Origin of the sequence: Streptomyces sp. SID5643, from assembly GCF_009872555.1 — a bacterium.
Lineage (GTDB): Bacteria > Actinomycetota > Actinomycetes > Streptomycetales > Streptomycetaceae > Streptomyces > Streptomyces iakyrus.
The window spans coordinates 98,202-115,775 of the sequence record NZ_WWIC01000092.1 but is presented as its reverse complement, the minus strand read 5'-3'; the positions used below and the strand labels follow the sequence as shown (position 1 = coordinate 115,775).

Sequence of the window (17,574 nt, the reverse complement as noted above, 5' to 3'; positions counted from 1 at the left end):
GCAGGTACCACCCCGAGTGATGACGGCGGGACTCGTGGCGGCGACCGTCGTCACCACAGCGCTGGCGCTCTGGCTGGCCTTCGGGATCCACGCACAGAACGAGGCGGACCACCGACGCCAGGGCATCCTGGCCGCGGCCCGCCAGTCGGCACTGAACTTCACCTCCCTCGACTACCGGCACTACGACCGCGACAGCGCGAACGTCCTGGCGGGCGCGACGGGCGACTTCAAGAAGCAGTTCACCGCCCAGACGGAGCAGTTGACGAAGCTGGTGGCCCAGAACAAGTCCGTGTCGGAAGGCCAGGTCCTGGAGGCGGGCATCGTCCGCTCCGACGAGGACTCGGCCCGTGTGCTGGTCGTCGCCGACAGCAAGGTGACCAACACCGCCGTGCCCGGGGGAGAGGCGCGCACCTACCGGCTCCAGCTCGACCTCGTACACAAGGACGGCCGCTGGCTGACGTCCGACGTCGAGTTCGTCGGCTGATCCACGGGCCGATCCGCCGACCGACAAGCACCGACGAGGAGTACCACCATGCCGAAGACGACCACCGGCCGCGCCCCCGGTCCCGGCACCCGCCGCACCATGACGGCGGCCGCCCGCGCGGCGGCCAAGCGTGCGGAGCGCGGCCACCGCGAAGCGGGCGCGGCGACGGCCGGCCACGAGAGGTCCCCGCGCCGGGCCGAGCCGCCACTCGCCGGTCGCACCGTCCTCATCGAGGCCCCGGAGCAGGGCTGGGACGACCCGCCGGAGCCGTCGCCGGAGTCGTTCGGGGAGGGCGGGCCGCAGGAGCGCAGCGAGCCCGGCTCCGGTGGCCGACGGAGGCTGCTCACCTTGCTCCTGGCCGTCCTGCTCGTCGCCGGCCTGGTCGCGCTGGCCGCCCTGGGACGGCAGTACCGCGACGGCCGCCTGACGGAGACCGCCCGGACCGAGGCGCTCACGGCCGCGCGCACGGCGGCACCGATCGTCCTGTCGTACGACTACCGCCACCTGGACAAGGACTTCTCAAGGGCGCGCGCCCACCTGACCGGCGACTTCCGCGACGAGTACGGCAAGACCACGAAGACCGTGGTCGCCCCGACGGCCGAGAAGTACCGCGGCGTCGTGAAGGCAAGGGTCGCCGCCCCCGGCTCCGGCGGCGCCCCGGCCGCCTCCGTCGTCTCGGCCTCCCCCGACAGGGTCGTCGTCCTGCTCTTCGTCAACCAGGTCACCGAGAGCACGCAGGTGTCGGGGTCCCGCGTGGACCAGAACCGGGTGCGGATGACGATGAGCCGTACGGGTGACCAGTGGAAGGTGAGCGCGGTGGACGCGCTGTGAGGACGAACGGGCTCTTGTGCGGCACCCGGTGATCAGAGCGGCCGACGCGGAACGTCCGCCTGTGCCGTGTGCGCCGCGGACCGTCGTGTCACCCGCTCCAGGTGCCGTGCCAGGACCTCTCGCGCCTCCGGCGTCAGGGTCCGCAACGCCAGCAGCGCCGTGATGACGACATCGCACAGCTCCGCCTGCACGTCCTCCCACGTGTGCGTGATGCCCTTGCGCGGGTTCTGCCCCGTCACCCCGATCACCGCCTGCGAGACCTCGCCGACCTCCTCGGAGAGTTTGAGGATGCGCAGGAGGAGGCCCTCGCGGCCCTCGACCGGGCGGTTGGTGTCGAGCCACTCGTGCAAGGCGTCGATGGTGGACCAGAGTTCAGGGGCGGGGGACTGTTCGTTCATGGGGGCGCAGCCTGTCATGCGGGACTGACAACGCCCGGGGGCCCGGCCCTCCTGCCCCTACTCCATGTACTCCTCCTCGAACAACGCCTCCTGCTCGCCCTCCTTCGCCTTCCGCAGGCGCCTCGCCCTGGCACCCACCACCACGGCCGTGCCCGCCGCCGTCGCCGCGAAGGCCGCCGGGATCATCCAGCCGCGGTTCACCGCGTGGCCGAGCAGGTGGTCCAGGGAGAGGCGGCCCGGGCCGGTGATGGCCAGGCCCGCCGCCGTCAGGCCGAGCGTCGCCGCGTACTCGTAGCCGCCGCCCTGGTTGAAGAAGCCGTTCGGGGCGTGCACCGCCGCCGCGCCCGCCATCGCACCGGCCGCCGCCGCGCCCGCGGCAGGGGTGGCCAGTCCCAGGGCCAGCAGCGTGCCGCCGCCGGTCTCCGCGAGGCCCGCCGCCGTCGCGCTCTGCTTGCCGGGGGAGTAGCCGACGGACTCCATGAACTGGCCGGTGCCCTCGATGCCGTGTCCGCCGAACCAGCCGAACAGTTTCTGCGTGCCGTGCGCCGCCAGCACACCGCCCGCCCCCAGCCGGAGCAGCAGCAGGCCCAGATCACGTCGGTCGTTACGCCTCACGTCGACTCCCGGAGCAGACAGCAGGAAACGGACAGCAGGAAACGGACAGCAGGAAACAGACAGCAGGAAACAGACAGCAGGAACGGACAGCACGAACCGAGGTGCTCTCCGTCTTCGCGTTTCCACCGTCGCATCCCTCACCCCCCGCGACACCCGGCGGACCCGTCCGGGACGCCGTTCGGGTGGCACGGGTGGCGGGCGGGGGTGGCCGGTACGAGGCTGGCTCGCATGACGATTCAGACCACGCGCCTGAGCGATCCGGCCGTCCGGGCCTTCGTGGCCGCCGTGAACAACCACGACCGCGAGAGCTTCATGGCGCTCCTCGCGCCGGGCGCGACCATGGCGGACGACGGCTCCGACCGGGACCTCGCCGACTGGGTGGACCGGGAGATCTTCTCCTCGCACGGTCACCTGGAGGTCGACAACGAGTCCAACGGCGGCCGTTCCCTCATCGCCCGCTACAGCAACGACACCTGGGGCGAGATGCGGACCCGGTGGAGCTTCACCGTGGACGAGGACGGCCGGATCAGCCGCTTCGAGACCGGGCAGGCCTGACCCCGCCGCAGGACCGCGCCCGGCCCTTGAGCCGTACCGCAGCTCGTGAGCCTTGTGACAGCCCTTGAGCTGTGCGGCAGTCGTTCCACACGCACCGGTGCGTACTCCGCGGTCCCTCGCGGAATCCACCCCCACCCGGTGCGGTGGAACGACTGCCGCCCCCCCCTGGATGTGGCCGACGGAAGCGGTCTGCTCCAACTGTGAAGCTTTCGTGTAGGAGAGTTGAGCATAAGTCCCCTACCGGCCGCAATGGGGCGGACGTTGTCATTCCGTTTGTGCAGGTTGACGAGTTGACGAACTCCGTCGCTCGCTCAGCCGCGTCCGACGTACGGCATCGCCGTCGCCAGTACGGTCGCGAACTGCACGTTCGCCTCCAGCGGCAGCTCCGCCATGTGCCGCACCGTGCGGGCCACGTCCGCGACGTCCATCACGGGTTCCGGGGCGACTTCCCCGTTTGCCTGGAGTGCTCCCGTCTGCATACGGGACGTCATGTCGGTGGCCGCGTTGCCGATGTCGATCTGCCCGACGGCGATTCCGTACGGCCGGCCGTCCAGGGAGAGGGACTTCGTCAGGCCGGTCAGCGCGTGCTTGGTCGCCGTGTAGGCCACCGACTGCGGGCGGGGCGTGTGCGCGGAGATGGAGCCGTTGTTGATGATCCGGCCGCCCTGCGGGGCCTGCTCCTTCATCTGCCGGTACGCCGCCTGCGCGCACAGGAACGCCCCGTTGAGGTTGGTGTCCACCACGTGCCGCCAGGCCTCGTAGGGCAGTTCCTCGACCGGGACACCGCCGGGGCCGAACGTGCCGGCGTTGTTGAACAGCAGGTCGACCCGGCCGAAACGCTCGACGGTGGCGGCGAACAGGGCGTTCACGTCCTCGGGGCGGGAGACGTCCGTGCGTACCGCCAGAGACGCGGCCCCGGGTGCCAGGGCCGCCGTCTCCTCCAGTGTCTGTGCGCGCCGACCCGCCAGCGCCACCGACCAGCCCGTACGCAGCAGTTCCACGGCGACCGCCCGGCCGATGCCGGAACCCGCTCCGGTCACCACCGCGATCGCATTCTCCTTGGCGTTCATGGCCCCGCAGCGTACGGGAGCGCCCCCGCGCCCCCTGTCGCCCAGCTCAGCCCACCCCAGCCCAGCCCCGCCCCGCCCCGGCCGGATACGAGCGCGTCAGACGGGCGCGAGTTCCGGCTCGCCCGTCTCGTCGGGGTAGCGGACGCCGACGCGTTCGCGGATCGCGTCGAGCGTCCGCATCACGGCGAGCGTGCCGTCCAGCGGCACCAGCGGGGACTCCGTCTCACCGGCGCGCACGGCCCGCATGACCTCAAGCGCCTCGTGACGCATGCTGTTGCGCGGGCCGTCCGCAGGGTCGGCGGTGAACTCCTCGGCGTCACGGCCGTCCCGGTGCAGGACGAAACGGTCCGGGAAGAAGAACCCGTGCGGGATGTCGATCCGGCCCTTGGAGCCGGTGACCGACGCGGAGGTCGCCGTGCCGCCCACGATGGAGCAGTGCACCGAGCCGAGCGCGCCGCTGTCGAAGGAGAGCACCGCCGCCGTCTGGAGGTCGACGCCCTCCTCGGAGAGCACCGCACGCGCCACGACGTCCGACGGCTCCCCGAGCAGCAGCTGCGCGAACGACACCGGATACACCCCCAGATCGAGCAGCGCGCCGCCGCCCAGCTCCGGGTCGCGCAGCCGGTGCGAGGGCGGGAACGGGCCGGCCAGCCCGAAGTCGGCCTGGACGCTGCGCACCTCGCCGATCACCCCGTCGTCGACGAGCGCCTTGAGGCGGCGTACCAGCGGGTTGCAGTACATCCACATCGCCTCCATCAGGAAGCGCCCGTGCTCCCGTGCCAGCGCGACGAGTTCCTCCGCCTCGCGCACGTTCAGCGTGAAGGGCTTCTCGCACAGCACGTGCCGCCCGGCCGCGAGACACAGCCCGGCGGCGGTCCGGTGCGCCGTGTGCGGTGTGGCGACGTAGACGACATCGATGTCCTCGTCCTGCGCGAGGGCGTTCCAGTCGCCGTAGGCCCGGGGGATGCCGAACCGCTCCGCGAACGTCTTCGCCGACGCCTGAGACCGCGACGCCACCGCCACGACCTCCGCGTCCGGCAGGTCGATCAGATCCGCGGTGAACGCGCCCGCTATCCCGCCGGTCGCCAGGATCCCCCACCGCACCGTGTCCGCCGTCATTGCCGCCCCGCCTCCACCTCGTGACCCCGAGCACTGCGTACGAGCTGAGAGCATAGGTGGCGATCGGCACGCAGAGGGAGGGACTCATGCCCGAGGGTGGGGCGTTCATATCGAAGACCGCGCAGGAGGCCGCGGCCGGAACGGAGCGGCCCGAGCGCACACCGCACCGCCGCACCGGGCTCCTGGTCACCTTCCTCCTCGGGAGCCTGACCGCCGTGCCGCCGCTGGCGATGGACATGTACCTCCCGTCCCTGCCGGAGGTCACCCGTTCCCTGCACGCGTCCGCCGCGACCGTGCAGCTCACCCTCACGGCCTGCCTGGCCGGCATGGCGCTCGGGCAGCTCGTGGTCGGGCCGATGAGCGACCGGTGGGGGCGCCGCCGTCCGCTGCTCGCCGGGCTCGCCGTCTTCGTCGTCGCGACCGTCCTGTGCGCGCTCGCCCCCACCGTCGAGCTGCTGGTGGCCTTCCGGCTGGCCCAGGGCCTCGCGGGCGCGGCCGCCATCGTGATCGCGCGGGCCGTCGTCCGCGACCTCTACGACGGCATGGCCATGGCCCGCTTCTTCTCCACCCTGATGCTGATCTCCGGGGTCGCCCCGATCGTGGCGCCGCTGATCGGCGGGCAGGTCCTGCGCGTCACGGACTGGCGGGGCGTGTTCGCCGTCCTCACGGTCATCGGCGTGCTGATCGGGGTCCTGGTGTGGGCGCGGCTGCCCGAGACGCTGGCGCCCGCCGAGCGGCACAGCGGCGGCGTCGGCGAGGCGCTGCGCTCGATGCGCGGCCTGCTCGCCGACCGCGCCTTCGCCGGCTACACCCTCGCCGGCGGCTTCGCCTTCGCCTCCCTGTTCGCCTACATCTCGGCCTCCCCGTTCGTCATCCAGGAGATCTACGGCGCCTCCCCACAGACGTTCAGCCTGCTGTTCGGCGTCAACTCCGTCGGGCTGGTCGTCGTCGGCCAGATCAACGGCAAGGTCCTGGTCGGCCGGGTCAGCCTCGACCGGGTGCTGGGCACCGGCCTGGCGATCGTCATCACCGCCGCGACCGCGCTGCTGCTGATGTCCCTGGGCGTCTTCGGCGAGGTCGGCCTCGTGCCCGTCGCCGCCGCGCTGTTCGTGCTGATGTCCGCGATGGGCATCACCCTGCCCAACACCCAGGCCCTCGCCCTGATGCGCACCAAGCACGCCGCGGGCTCCGCATCGGCCCTGCTCGGCACCACCTCCTTCCTCATCGGCGCGATCGCCTCCCCGCTCGTCGGCGTCGCCGGGGAGGACACCGCCCTTCCGATGGCGGTCGTCCAACTGGCCGCCGCACTGGTGGCACTTGCCTGCTTCATGGGAATGTGCCGACCCTGGAAGAAGGAGAGCAGCCGCCCGAGCGTGGAGGGAGCAGTCAGCTGAGCGCACCCAGACTGCGCGACGGCACGCCGGAACGGGCCGGACTCGACCCCGCGGAGCTGCGTCACCTCGTCCGGGAGGTCCACGTCCTGACCACCGGGCAGCGCCCCTGGGCGCCTGGAGCCGTCCTGGTCGTCGGGCGCGGCCCGGTGATCGCGGTGGAGGAGGCCGCGGGGTGGGCCGTGCGCTACGCGGCCTACGACCCCGTAGCCGACGCCGGGGTGGAACTGCCCCCCGAGGACCGCGTCCCGATGACCGTCGGCACGCCCTTCGACCTGGCGTCCCTGACCAAACTGTTCACGTCCGTGGCCGCCGTGCAGCAGATCGAGCGCGGCACGCTCGGCATCGACGCGAAGGTCGGGGCGTACCTGCCCGACTTCACCGCGGCCGCCCGGCACGGCATCACCGTGCGGCAGCTGCTCACCCACACGTCGGGGCTACGGCCCGAACTGCCCCTCTACGACTACGCCGACGACGCGCAGCGGCTCGCCGCGCTCCAGGCGGAGCCGCCGGTGGGGGCCCCGGGCACGTACTGCTACTCCGACCTCAACATGCTCCTCCTCCAGTACGTCCTGGAGCGCGTCACCGGCCGCACCCTCGACGTCCTCGTCCACGACGGCATCACCCGGCCGCTGGGCATGACGGCGACGGACTTCGGGCCCTGCCCGGGCGCCGCGGCGACGGAGGACCAGCGGCGGCCGTGGGCCAAGGCGGACCGGGGGATGCTGCGGGGCGAGGTCCACGACGAGAACGCCTGGGCCCTCGGGGGCGTGGCCGGCCACGCGGGCCTGTTCTCCACCGGCCGGGACCTAGCGGTGTTCTGCCGCACCCTCCTCGCCGGCGGCTCCCACGGCCCCGCCCGCATCCTCGGCCCCGACTTCGTCGAGCTCCTCTTCACCCCGCCCGGCCTCGGCTTCTCCCTCGACCAGCCCTGGTTCATGGGCGACCTGGCGGGCCGCGGCGCGGCCGGCCACACGGGCTTCACCGGCACGTCCCTCGTCCTCGACCCGGCCACCGACACGTTCCTGATCCTCCTCACCAATGCGGTCCACCCCCGCCGCCGCCACCCGGACAGCGCCCCGAGAGCGGCAGCGGGGTCCCGGGTGGCTCGGGCGGTGCGGTGACCCTCCGGTGAGGGGTGAGCCGGGGTGCCCGGCCGGGGTGGTGTTGTCACCTCGGCGGCGTCACGGTGGAGGCCGGCCGGAAGCCCGGGCGGGACTGCCCCGGGTGAGCGCCGCGCCCGCCCCGGCCCGCCTCGTAGAATCGCCGGGTGAACGCCCCCGCACCCCCGGCCGAAAACCTCCGTGCCGCTCTTGCCGGTCTGCTCGACGGGCTGCCGCCACGGCAGGCCTCGCAGGCGGTCGAGCGGCTGATCGCCAGCTACCGGGGGGCCACCCCGACCGACGCTCCCATCCTCCGGGACCGGGCCGACGTCGCCGCCTACGCCGCCTACCGGATGCCCGCGACCTTCGAGGCCGTGCGCGCCGCGCTGGAGGCGTTCGCGGACGCCGTGCCCGCGTGGGTGCCGGGCGGGCACACCGACCTCGGTGGGGGCACGGGCGCCGCCGCCTGGGCCGTGAACGCGGTCTGGGGCGGGGAGCGGCCCGTCACCGTGCTCGACTGGGCCGAACCGGCGCTCGCCCTGGGGCGGGAGATCGCCGCGGCCAACCCGGAGCTGCGGGACGTACGCTGGCAGCGCTCCCGGATCGGAGCGGCGCTCACCCTCGACAGCACGGACCTCGTCACCGTCTCCTACGTCCTCAACGAGCTGACCGCCGCCGACCGCGCCGCCCTCGTCGACGCCGCCGCGGCCGCCGCACAGGCCGTCGTGATCGTCGAGCCCGGCACCCCCGACGGCTACGCCCGCCTCATCGAGGCCCGCGACCGGCTGATCACGGCCGGTTTCCGCATCGCCGCCCCCTGCCCGCACAGCGCCGCCTGCCCCATCGCACCGGGCACGGACTGGTGCCACTTCTCCGCCCGGGTCAGCCGCTCCTCCCTGCACCGCCAGGTCAAGGGCGGCTCCCTCGCCTACGAGGACGAGAAGTTCGCCTACGTCGCCGCCGCCCGCTTCCCCGTCGAACCGGCCGCCAACCGGGTCGTCCGGCGCCCCCAGATCCGCAAGGGCCAGGTCCTCCTGGACCTGTGCCGGAGCGAACCGTCCCTGCGCCGCGCCACCGTCACCAAGCGCCACGGCGACCTGTACAAGGCCGCCCGGGACGCCGACTGGGGAGACGCCTGGCCGCCCTCGTCCTAGCCCTGACCCGCCCAGCGGACCAGGGCGTCCTCCGCCCACTTCCGGTCGGCCCGGGACAGGTCGGCGAGGTCGGCCCCGTGGTTCCCGCCCGGCACCCACAGCACCCGTGAGTCCGGACCCCCGGGGCGGAAGTGCTCGGCCACCGACGGGTCCTGGGTGCCGTAGAGGAACAGCAGCCGGCTGCCGCGCCGCCGGACCCAGCGGTCGATGTCGGGCATGGCGGCCCGGTCGAAGCGCAGGGGGACGTCCCGGGGGACGAAACTGCGCGGCTCGGCGGCGCCCGGGTGGCGGAGCAGATCCGCGAGGTGCGCGGCGGGGAAGCTGCCGTACCCGAGCTGGGTGCCGATCTGGAACCAGTACGGGATGTAGTTCCGGGCGGTCGTGTCGGCGTACAGCTCAAGGCCCGCCGTGTCGTCCAGCCAGGTGTACAGCTCCTCGGACGTCGCACCGGGGCCGGGGATCGCGGCGACGTCGGCCGGGGTGCCGCGCTGCCAGAACATGAACGGCGCGCGCAGGGCGGCGATTTCGAGCGCCTTGTCGGCGCCGCCCACGAGCCGGAAGGTGTCGCCGGAGGCGGCCGCCCATGCCTCATAGCGGGCGGCCAGCTCGGTCCGGCGCAGCAGGATCGCCCGCTGGGCCGCCTTCAGGGCCTCGCGGGCCGCGGGGGTGCCGACCGTCTCCAGGAAGCGGAGGTACGCGGAGTCGTCGCGGTCGTCGGTGTTGTTCGGGGCCGAGTAGACCACTGTGCCGTTCACGTCGTGGGGATGGAAACGGCGGTGGTACACGCTCGCCATGCCGCCCTTGCTGCCGCCGGTGGAGATCCACGTGCCGGGGTAGAGCCGGCGGAAGAGCCGGACGACGCGGTGGTGGTCGTCGGCGGCCTGGCGGATCGTGAGGTGGGCGTAGCCGGGGTCCGTGGGGCGTGAGGAGCCGAAGTAGCGGTGCTCCACCTGGAGTTGGTTGGCGCCGAGCAGAACGGCCGGTTCGGTCCGCCGCGGGGTGAGGACCGCGTGGTAACCCGTGCTGAACAGCACGGTGGGCTGGCCGGCGGCGGTGTGGAGCAGGGTGAGGCGCTGCTCGAAGGTGCCCGCGGCGGGGTTCGTGTGGTCGACCGGCTGGCGCAGGCCCAGGACGAAGTGCCGGTAGCCGGGTTCGGCGTCCTGCCGCTCCTCGATCAGGCGCAGTCCGGGAAGGGCCCGTAAGGCGTCGGCCACGTCGGCGTCCCCGGTGCGGGCCGTCGCTGCCGCCGCCCGCGCGGGCGGGGCCGCCGCGGTGACGAGGCCCGCCGCCGGGAGAGCCGTGGCCGCCGCTGACGTGAGCAGCCGTCGTCTTGTCCATGCGGTCATGAGGCGAGTCCTGCGGTCATGAGGTGAATCCTCCCGGGAGTCCGTGCGGCGGATGTGCGCCGGTCGCGGGCCGCGACCGCCTCAGTACATCCGCCGCACGTCCCGGGAGGATCCCGCGCGCGGGGGTCCGCTCTCCCTCGCGCGGGGGAGGCTCACGACTGCTCGCCGGCCGCGCTCTCCTCCCGTCCTTCCCTCTGCTGTCGTTGCTGCTGGAGTGTGCGCAGCAGTTCGCGCTTCTGCGCCTGCGGGTCGAGACCGCTGCCGATCCGGCCGGCCCGGCCGCCGCCGCGCAGCGCCTTGCGACCGAGGTTCCGGCGCGATCCGCCGACACCCAGCATGTTTCCGGCTCCGCCTCGGGTCATCCCGGGCTCCTTCCCTGATTCCGACGTCGCGACGAGACGGTTCGTCTCGCACATGTCGCTCCACTGTCCGCGAGACGCTCCGTCTTGTCAACCTGATAAATTCGATGCATGGCCGCCCAGAAATCCGCCCAGCCCGCCCCCGGCAAGCCCGCCCCCGACTCCACCCGGCGCAGCGAGAAGTCCCGCCGCGCCATCTACGACGCCGCCCTCGCCCTCGTCGTCGAGATGGGCTACCCCAAGACCACCATCGAGGGCATCGCCGCCCGCGCCGGTGTCGGCAAGCAGACGATCTACCGGTGGTGGTCGTCCAAGGCGGACGTCCTGATGGAGGCGTTCCTCGACCTGGCCGAACAGGCCGTGCCGGAGGCCGGGCCGGAGCCGTACGTCTTCCCGGACACCGGCGACCTCGCCGCCGACGTCAAAAGCGTCCTGCGGGCCACCGTCGACCAGATGCGCGACCCCAAATTCGATGTGCCCTCCCGCGCGCTCGCCGCCGAGGGCGTCGTCAACGAGCAGCTCGGGCGCGAGCTCGTCGCCAAGCTGATGCGGCCCTCACTGGACCTCTACATCGGCCGGCTGCGCGCCGCGCAGGAGGCCGGCCAGGTGCGGCCCGAGATCGACCCGCGCATCGCCCTGGAGTTCTTCATCTCCCCGCTCGCCCAGCGCTGGCTCCAGCACACCGGCCCGATCTCCCACGAGTACACCGACACCCTCGTCGACTACGCCCTTCACGGCCTGGCCCCGCGCTGAGCGGCCCGGGCCAGGCGCCCCGGCGCGTCCGTGATCACGCCGCCACAGCCCAGCGCCAGCACCCGGTCCCGCTGCGCGTCCGTCAGCACGGTGTGCGCCCACACCCGCGCGATCCCCGAGTTCACCGCCCGCACCAGGTCCGCGTCGCGCGCCCGGTGGTCCACGTCCAGCAGGTCCACGAACGACCGCCAGCGCTCCGGCCGGTCCGTGCGCAGCTGCTGCGCCGAGCGCCACAACTGCGCGAGCAGCCCGAGGCGGTGGACGCGCCGGGCCACCTCCGGGTCGTTGGAGTTCACGAACACCGAGCGGGTCAGACCGCGGGCCCGGATCAGCGCGGCCAGCCGGTCCAGGCTCCGCGGGTCCTTCGCCTCCAGCATCAGCACGATCCGTCCGCCGAAACGATCCAGCACCTCGGCGACCGTCGGCGGCCGCTCCGACCGCCAGCTCCCCGGGAGCCTGTCCTTCGGGCGCAGCCGTACGCCCTGCCACTCCCGGGCGTCCAGACCCCCCACCGCGCCGCCCAGGTAGGTGGTGCGGTTCAGGGTCTCGTCGTGGAACACCACCGGCGTGCCGTCGCGCAGCAGCCGCGTGTCGAAGTCCAGCACCTGCGCCGTCCCGCGCTCGTAGGCCGTCGTCAGCCCCGCCATGCTGTTCTCGGGGACCTCATGGGCGCCACCGCGGTGCGCGACGTACGTGATCCGGGGCAGGGCCGCCACGGTCAGCGGACCCGCGCCCCACTCCAGCGGGGCCGGGGTGCGGCCGCCGGGGCCCGTGAGGGTCAGTGAGACCACGGAAGCCGCGGAGGCCAGACCCGTCAGCGCGATCCATGTGACCATGGCGACCACGGTAGGACGCCATGTCATGGCAAAGCGGGCAATGACACCCGATCACGGTGGGAAGCGGCGTTCGCGGCTTCTCCTCCCTTCGCACGCCGGCTGTACGTTGCGCCCTTCCTGTCCTGGATGGTGGGCACTGGCCCCCCGGTGCGCGGGAAGATGGGACGATGAGGCATGCTGTTCCGCACGACGGCGAGGCGAGGGGATAGATGAGCGCGGAGTTCGGCGGCCGGACCGGCCTGCAGGGCAAACTCACCCAGTGGCTGCGCGCCGGGCGCCGGCCGAAGGAGACCGCCGGGGACGGCGGCCGTGAGGCCCTGCTGCTCGCCGCCGTCGGCGCGGGACTGCCCCTCGCGCCCGCGGCCCACCCGGCGGCGGGGTACCGCTGCTCCTGCGACCGGGTCGGCTGTCCCACCCCCGCCCGGCATCCGGTGTCCTTCGCCTGGCAGACGCAGTCGACCACCGACCGCGGCCAGATCGAGCGCTGGGCCCGCCATCAGCCGCAGGCCAACTTCATCACCGCGACCGGCATGGTGCACGACGTCCTCGACGTGCCCCTCGACGCCGGTCGCGACGCGTTGGAGCGGCTGCTCGCCGCCGGTGTCGAGGTCGGGCCGGTCGCCGAGAGCGACGACGGCCGCCTCCTCTTCTTCACGCTCACCCGCGGCACGCCCGAGGACGAGGACGAGTGGTGGCCGTGCGAACTGGACTGCCACCCCGAGACGGCGGACGAGCACCCCGGGCTGCGCTGGCACTGCCGGGGTTCCTACGTCCTCGTACCGCCGGCGCGGCTGCCCGGTGAGGACCAGGCGGTGCGGTGGGTCCGCGGCCCGGAGCACGCGCTGCCGGATCCGCTGAGCCTGCTGGAGGTGCTCACGGAGGTCTGTGCGCGCCACATCGGTGAGGACGCGGACCACTCCGCCGGAGCGGGCTGGCCCCTGCGCCACTGAGGCCCTCTACGAGCCGACCGCCGACGTCAGGCCCTGGATCCTGCCCAGGATCGTCACCTTGCCCTGGCCCCTGGGGTCCAGCGCCACCTCGTTGGAGACGAACTCCATCGTGAAGGACTGCTTGATCTCGCCCTTCGTCAGGGCGAGAACGTCCTTGTTGGGGGTGGGGACGGACGTGCCCGCGTAGGCGGTCTGCTTCTCGAAGTGACGTGTGGTGAAGAACACCAGCGCCCCGCCGTCCGCCGTGCGCAGCGCCAGAGGGGCGTAGTCGCCGTTCGTCAGCGGCTCGTCGATGTACTGGGTGACCATGCCCGGCTTCTTGGCGTTCTTCTGGCGCGCGGCACGCCACTGGCTGGTGTGGGGGCCGTCCGTGAAGGTCTCTCCGCCGTCCTTCAGATACGTCGTGTACGCCCGGCTCAGGTCGCCGGGGTCCGTGGCCAGGTCGGTCGAGTTCACGGGGACGGGCTCGGCCCAGCCGTCGGCGTCCTTCTTGAACTGCGGGACCTTGCCCGGGGCGACGAGCGTCAGATACGCCACCTGGAACGGGGCGTCCAGGCTGCTGCGGGTGAACACCAGCAGCCAGCGGGCGGTGCCGCCCTTGTTGCCGGCCGCGTCGACGACGAACCAGCGGGGCCAGCCGGCCTTCTTGGGGATGGTGAACTTCGCGTCCGTCAGCGTCAGCGGGGTGTGGTTCGGGTTGCCGTCCGGGTTGTTCGCCTTCCCGGCCTTGAGGCGGGCGGAGTCGATGTCGGCGAGGGCGCCGGTGGTGTGGTCGGCGTCCAGAGTGCCGTCGTAGGCCTTGTCGGCCTCGTTGTACGCGGCCGTGAACTCCTGGAGGGCCTTGGCGGCTTCGGCCCGGGTCGTGGACGGGAGGATCTCACGCTCGCCGTGCACGACGACGCATCCACTGGCCGTCAGCGACAAAGCGGTCGCCGAGGTTGCTATGAGGGCGCTCCGGGCGGGCCTGCGGAGCGATCGAGGGTCGCGATCCCTGCTCATCGGGTACCTTCACCTTCCCCTTTCCGGAGGCGAACCCTACCGGGTGCCTCCGGAGTTCGGCCGGGGGGTGGGGTGGGCGCGCTCGCCCGACACCGCTATGCGAAACGGTCCAGTGGTTCTGCCGCATAGGTGTGGTCGGGCAACTGCACATCGGTGAGCTCGAAGCGCTCCGGACCGTGGCCGACGTCGCGCCTGATGACGATGCCCGCGCGGCGCGTCGTGACATGGAGGACCGGGTTTCCTTCCGCGTCCACACTGTTGAGCAGGGTGTACCGGCGCAGCTTGTTACGCCTGCGCTGGACGTACATCCCGAAGACGGCGACCACGAGCACGACGGCGAGCCCGCCGAGGAACTCCGGCATCGCGTCCCGGAAGATGCTCATGCCGGCCTCGCTGATGCCGAGATGCTGATCGGGGGCCGGCCTCGCACGGCCCGACCGGACGTCGCCATGGACAGCACCAAGGGGGATGCACTTCATGGCCTAGTAGTCCCTGAGGACCCGAGACCGACTGGGATGCTGAAGTTTACGCAGGGCGTTTCCGTAGACCTTCCTGACGGCGTAGAGCGTAAGGCCGCACTCCTCCGCCACCTTCTTCTGGCTCTTGCCCTCCATGACGAGTGCGGTGATCACCTGATCCTCCCTCCGGCTGAGGGTGTCGAGGACGGCTTGCACCTGCTCGGCGAGGAGAACGCGGGTGGTGGCCTCGACCGGGTCCTCGTCGTGGTTCGGGAAGTCGAGAGGCTGGTCGGACAGGAGAGCCAAGGGGATGCCCTTCAACTGGGTCTCCCAGGCCGGGCGGTGAAGCCGGTGCTGATGAGACGCGTCCAGGCGGAGCTGGGTGACGGTGTCGAGGACCACGGAGAGCTGGTTGTCGACGCGGTTGCGGACCCAGTTGTTCTCGAGCAGAGCGGCGGTCGCGCCGTCCACACGGGTGTCGGACGGGTCGAGTCCGAGCCATCGCTCGACGAACCAGCGGACGGTGGCGATGTCGCCGTCGAGCGCTGCCCCTCGGGCCAGCAGGGCGGATGCCAGCGTCACACGGGCCAGCTCACCCGTCGTGCCGCCCGCCCGGTACGCCAGGTCGCACCAGCGTCGCAGGACGGCGCGCAGTGCCGGGACGACATCGCGGTCGTCGTCCCAGTCGAGATGCAGCACGGCTGGGAGGGCCGGCCGGATGCTCAGATGCAGGCCGACCGTGGTGCCGTCGCTCTCGGCCGGAGAAGGCAACGGCGCGCGGACGGTCCGCAGCAGAGCTTCGGCCGGGTTGGAAAGAGCCGCCCAGACCTGGTGACGCTCGGGACCGACGAGGTTGAGCTTCTTGTACGCCCGGACAGCCTTCGTGGTGACAGCGATGTTGGCCTTCTTGGCAGCGGGCGCGGCCTGGCCGGCTCCGTACTGCCGGAGGTAGCCGACGCCGTCACTGGAGTCGGCGAGGAGACCCCAGACCGGTTCCAGAACCGGGCCGAGGTTACGGGCGACCTTGTGCGCACCGGTGATCACGGGGCCGCTCTCCAGCCGCTGAAGGTGCTGACGGACCAGTATGAGCTCGGCGATCAGGTCCCGTTCAGCCGACGATCCGGCCGACGTCGTCGCCGTTGTGGTACCGGCCTTGGCCATCTGTGCTCCTCGTTCCGCGGACCCTGCGGGCCCTCCTGCTTATAAGGGCGAAAAGCGAAGGGACGCGGTGAACCGCTTCGACCAGCGAAGACGCAGCCCCCAAGACGGTCACTTGGGATAACAGGCGGGAGGGTGGCCGTACCATCCGAAGCATGGAGCCCGATCCCCACGAGGTGCTCGACGACTGGCTGAAGCGTGCCCCTCTCGGACAACGCAGCCGCGACGCGTACCGTTCCGAGGTGAACGCCTGGCTCGTCCACATCGGTGCCCGCGTCTGGTCAGCCGATCGCCAGGACGTCGACGCCTGGTCAGCGGCCGGCGCCAAGCCCCGTACCAAAGCCCGCCGTGTCTCATCGCTCCGCGGCTTCTACCACCATGCCCAGACCTACGACGCCTTCATCGACAACCCCGCCGAGCGCGATCTCCGGCCTCGCGTCACGCACCTGCCCCCCGGCAGGCCGGCGCTCGACGACTCCCAGGCCGTCCTCTTCCTGAGTGCCCTCGACCGCTACCGCGGCCCTCTGCCCCAGCGCACCCGCGCCCTCGGCCATCTGATCCTCGGCATGAATCTCCGTGCGCACCAAGCCGTCGCCCTCGACCTCAGCGACTGGAGGGCGGATGGGCACCTCACCGCTCGTGTCCGGCTCAAGGGCGGCGGCAGCGAAACCCGTTCCGTGCCACTTCCCGTCGCAGCCGCGGTCGATGACTACGTCCCTCACCGCCGAACGACGGCCCCCCACAGCTTTCCGGACGCCGGCCCCCTGCTCACCAGCAGCCGCGGTCGTCGCCTCGACAGCCGTACCACCCCCACCGGTCTGATGCGAGCCGTGGCCGCCGGTCATCCCCTCCTGGCCGGCATCGCGGCCACCGTGACCTGTGACGGACTCGCCGCCACCCGCAGCCCGTTCGCCGGCGCGTGAAGCGGCGGTGTGCTGTCGCCGCACACCCCCTGGCGCACGGTGTGCGTCCTGACCGGCGAGAATGCCCCTCGTGACTGACTACGACGTGCTCCGCGTCTTCTGCGGGCCGAACGGCGGGTACGGCAACGAACTCGGGGTCGTGCGTGAGGGATCCGTGATGCCCGGGCGGGACGAACGGCAGGCGTTCGCCGCGAAGACCGGATTCAGCGAGACCGTGTTCGTCGACGATCCCGAGCGCGGAGTGATCGACATCTACACCCCGACGCTGCGGCTGCCCTTCGCCGGGCACCCCTGCGTCGGCACGGCATGGCTGCTCGACGTGCCCGAACTGATCACGCCCGCCGGCGTGGTCGGCGCCCGGCAGGACGGGGAGTTCTGCTGGATCGAGGCCCGGGCGGAGTGGGTGCCGCCGCGGACCCTGCGCCGGTACGGCAGTGCCGCCGAGGTCGACGACCTGTCCGTGCCGCCGCCGGGGGAGTGGGTGTACGCCTGGGCGTGGGAGGACGAGTCCGCAGGGCGGATCCGGGCCCGGGCCTTCCCGGGCCGCGACGACGGCATCGACGAGGACGAGGCGACCGGGGCCGCGGCCCTGCTGCTCACCGACCGGCTGGGCCGGGCCCTGAACATCACCCAGGGCGCCGGCTCCCAGATCCTGACCGCGCCCCAGCCGGGCGGATGGACCGAGGTCGGCGGGCGGGTCCACCTCGAACGCTGACCCGGACGGAGCGCGACCGTACGGGTGGAACAGCGTGTGTGGACGGTGGTGAACGGGGACCTCTGGGCGTGACCAAGCACCACCGCGAGAGGAATCTCATGCGCATTCGATCCGCTCTGGCCGTCGTCGCCCTGACCGCCGCCCTGTCCGCCACCGGTGCGGCGGCGGCCTCCGCCAACGACGACGCGGAGTACCGCGACGACCACCACGTGGCGTGCAGCCCGTACTTCGGTGAGCTCGAGGCCGAGACCGCCGAGATCGAGTGGGGCGGGGCCGTCTGCCACAACGGTCCGTTCGACATCTGAGCAGGACAGGTCCGGCTCCCTGCGAGCCGGTACCGGGGCCCCCTCGCCGCGC

General features: G+C 72.3%; 21 protein-coding genes. 11 read left to right on the top strand and 10 right to left on the bottom strand.

Translation table 11 applies throughout. From position 1 onward, the window contains the following. The first annotated feature begins 19 nt into the window (after positions 1-19). Positions 20-484 carry an Rv1363c family protein gene (locus GTY56_RS11755; protein ID WP_161362548.1) on the top strand — a complete coding sequence of 155 codons (465 nt, stop codon included), beginning with the start codon at positions 20-22 and terminating at the stop codon, positions 482-484. Between the two features lie 48 nt (positions 485-532). Continuing rightward, positions 533-1,315 carry an Rv1363c family protein gene (locus tag GTY56_RS11750; protein ID WP_161362549.1) on the top strand — a complete coding sequence of 261 codons (783 nt, stop codon included), beginning with the start codon at positions 533-535 and terminating at the stop codon, positions 1,313-1,315. A 32-nt stretch (positions 1,316-1,347) separates the two neighbouring features. Here GTY56_RS11750 and GTY56_RS11745 read toward each other — a convergent pair whose 3' ends face one another. Beyond that, positions 1,348-1,713, bottom strand: coding sequence for a MazG-like family protein (locus tag GTY56_RS11745; RefSeq protein WP_161362550.1), 366 nt, complete (start codon positions 1,711-1,713; stop codon positions 1,348-1,350). A 57-nt stretch (positions 1,714-1,770) separates the two neighbouring features. After that, complete coding sequence (locus GTY56_RS11740; RefSeq protein WP_161362551.1) at positions 1,771-2,328, bottom strand: DoxX family membrane protein; 558 nt, start codon at positions 2,326-2,328, stop codon at positions 1,771-1,773. Between the two features lie 228 nt (positions 2,329-2,556). On the opposite strand from GTY56_RS11740, the gene GTY56_RS11735 reads away from it, so the two are divergent. Then, positions 2,557-2,883 carry a nuclear transport factor 2 family protein gene (locus tag GTY56_RS11735; RefSeq protein ID WP_161362552.1) on the top strand — a complete coding sequence of 109 codons (327 nt, stop codon included), beginning with the start codon at positions 2,557-2,559 and terminating at the stop codon, positions 2,881-2,883. A 311-nt stretch (positions 2,884-3,194) separates the two neighbouring features. On the opposite strand, the gene GTY56_RS11730 is transcribed toward GTY56_RS11735, so the two are convergent. Beyond that, on the bottom strand, positions 3,195-3,953 hold the full coding sequence (locus GTY56_RS11730; protein WP_161362554.1) for an SDR family oxidoreductase: 759 nt from the start codon (positions 3,951-3,953) through the stop codon (positions 3,195-3,197). 96 nt (positions 3,954-4,049) lie between these two features. Continuing rightward, positions 4,050-5,072, bottom strand: coding sequence for a Gfo/Idh/MocA family protein (locus GTY56_RS11725; protein ID WP_161362557.1), 1,023 nt, complete (start codon positions 5,070-5,072; stop codon positions 4,050-4,052). Positions 5,073-5,158: 86 nt separating this feature from the next. Here GTY56_RS11725 and GTY56_RS11720 point away from each other — a divergent pair, with 86 nt between their 5' ends. The 3 genes from GTY56_RS11720 (at position 5,159) to GTY56_RS11710 (ending at position 8,720) form a co-directional block, all read left to right on the top strand. Beyond that, a complete protein-coding gene (locus GTY56_RS11720) occupies positions 5,159-6,466 on the top strand; it encodes a multidrug effflux MFS transporter (RefSeq protein ID WP_161362559.1) in 1,308 nt (435 codons plus the stop codon). Continuing rightward, positions 6,409-7,587 (top strand): serine hydrolase, encoded by a 1,179-nt coding sequence (locus GTY56_RS11715; RefSeq protein WP_161362561.1) that lies wholly within the window; start codon positions 6,409-6,411, stop codon positions 7,585-7,587. The genes GTY56_RS11720 and GTY56_RS11715 overlap by 58 nt, the downstream gene beginning before the upstream one ends. A gap of 146 nt (positions 7,588-7,733) precedes the next feature. Beyond that, entirely contained in the window at positions 7,734-8,720 is a 987-nt protein-coding gene (locus tag GTY56_RS11710) for a small ribosomal subunit Rsm22 family protein (protein WP_161362563.1), read from the top strand. Here the strand turns inward: GTY56_RS11710 and GTY56_RS11705 are convergent. Continuing rightward, complete coding sequence (locus GTY56_RS11705; protein WP_161362565.1) at positions 8,717-10,066, bottom strand: S28 family serine protease; 1,350 nt, start codon at positions 10,064-10,066, stop codon at positions 8,717-8,719. The two genes, GTY56_RS11710 and GTY56_RS11705, sit on opposite strands and share 4 nt — an antisense overlap. A 152-nt stretch (positions 10,067-10,218) precedes the next feature. Continuing rightward, the gene (locus GTY56_RS11700; RefSeq protein ID WP_237524376.1) at positions 10,219-10,428 is read right to left on the bottom strand and encodes a DUF6243 family protein; all 210 of its coding nucleotides are present in this window, start codon (positions 10,426-10,428) and stop codon (positions 10,219-10,221) included. Positions 10,429-10,536: 108 nt separating this feature from the next. On the opposite strand from GTY56_RS11700, the gene GTY56_RS11695 reads away from it, so the two are divergent. Beyond that, complete coding sequence (locus GTY56_RS11695) at positions 10,537-11,178, top strand: TetR/AcrR family transcriptional regulator (RefSeq protein ID WP_161362567.1); 642 nt, start codon at positions 10,537-10,539, stop codon at positions 11,176-11,178. On the opposite strand, the gene GTY56_RS11690 is transcribed toward GTY56_RS11695, so the two are convergent. Further along, positions 11,157-12,014, bottom strand: a complete 858-nt coding sequence (locus GTY56_RS11690; protein WP_161362569.1) for a glycerophosphodiester phosphodiesterase — start codon at positions 12,012-12,014, stop codon at positions 11,157-11,159. The two genes, GTY56_RS11695 and GTY56_RS11690, sit on opposite strands and share 22 nt — an antisense overlap. Before the next feature lie 209 nt (positions 12,015-12,223). Between GTY56_RS11690 and GTY56_RS11685 the strand changes: the two genes are divergently transcribed. Further along, positions 12,224-12,964, top strand: coding sequence for a bifunctional DNA primase/polymerase (locus tag GTY56_RS11685; protein ID WP_161362572.1), 741 nt, complete (start codon positions 12,224-12,226; stop codon positions 12,962-12,964). A gap of 6 nt (positions 12,965-12,970) precedes the next feature. On the opposite strand, the gene GTY56_RS11680 is transcribed toward GTY56_RS11685, so the two are convergent. From GTY56_RS11680 to GTY56_RS11670, 3 genes are all read right to left on the bottom strand, one after another. Continuing rightward, positions 12,971-13,963, bottom strand: coding sequence for an SCO2278 family lipoprotein (locus GTY56_RS11680; RefSeq protein WP_161362573.1), 993 nt, complete (start codon positions 13,961-13,963; stop codon positions 12,971-12,973). A gap of 95 nt (positions 13,964-14,058) precedes the next feature. Then, positions 14,059-14,346 carry a hypothetical protein gene (locus tag GTY56_RS11675; RefSeq protein ID WP_161362575.1) on the bottom strand — a complete coding sequence of 96 codons (288 nt, stop codon included), beginning with the start codon at positions 14,344-14,346 and terminating at the stop codon, positions 14,059-14,061. A 99-nt stretch (positions 14,347-14,445) separates the two neighbouring features. Further along, a complete protein-coding gene (locus GTY56_RS11670) occupies positions 14,446-15,582 on the bottom strand; it encodes a sigma factor-like helix-turn-helix DNA-binding protein (protein ID WP_161362577.1) in 1,137 nt (378 codons plus the stop codon). A 152-nt stretch (positions 15,583-15,734) separates the two neighbouring features. Between GTY56_RS11670 and GTY56_RS11665 the strand changes: the two genes are divergently transcribed. The 3 genes from GTY56_RS11665 to GTY56_RS11655 all read left to right on the top strand — a co-directional run bounded on the left by GTY56_RS11665 (position 15,735) and on the right by GTY56_RS11655 (position 17,522). Continuing rightward, entirely contained in the window at positions 15,735-16,502 is a 768-nt protein-coding gene (locus GTY56_RS11665) for a site-specific integrase (RefSeq protein ID WP_161362579.1), read from the top strand. Positions 16,503-16,572: 70 nt separating this feature from the next. After that, positions 16,573-17,217 (top strand): PhzF family phenazine biosynthesis protein, encoded by a 645-nt coding sequence (locus GTY56_RS11660; RefSeq protein WP_161362581.1) that lies wholly within the window; start codon positions 16,573-16,575, stop codon positions 17,215-17,217. A gap of 98 nt (positions 17,218-17,315) precedes the next feature. Further along, positions 17,316-17,522 (top strand): hypothetical protein, encoded by a 207-nt coding sequence (locus tag GTY56_RS11655; RefSeq protein WP_161362584.1) that lies wholly within the window; start codon positions 17,316-17,318, stop codon positions 17,520-17,522. Positions 17,523-17,574: the final 52 nt, after the last annotated feature.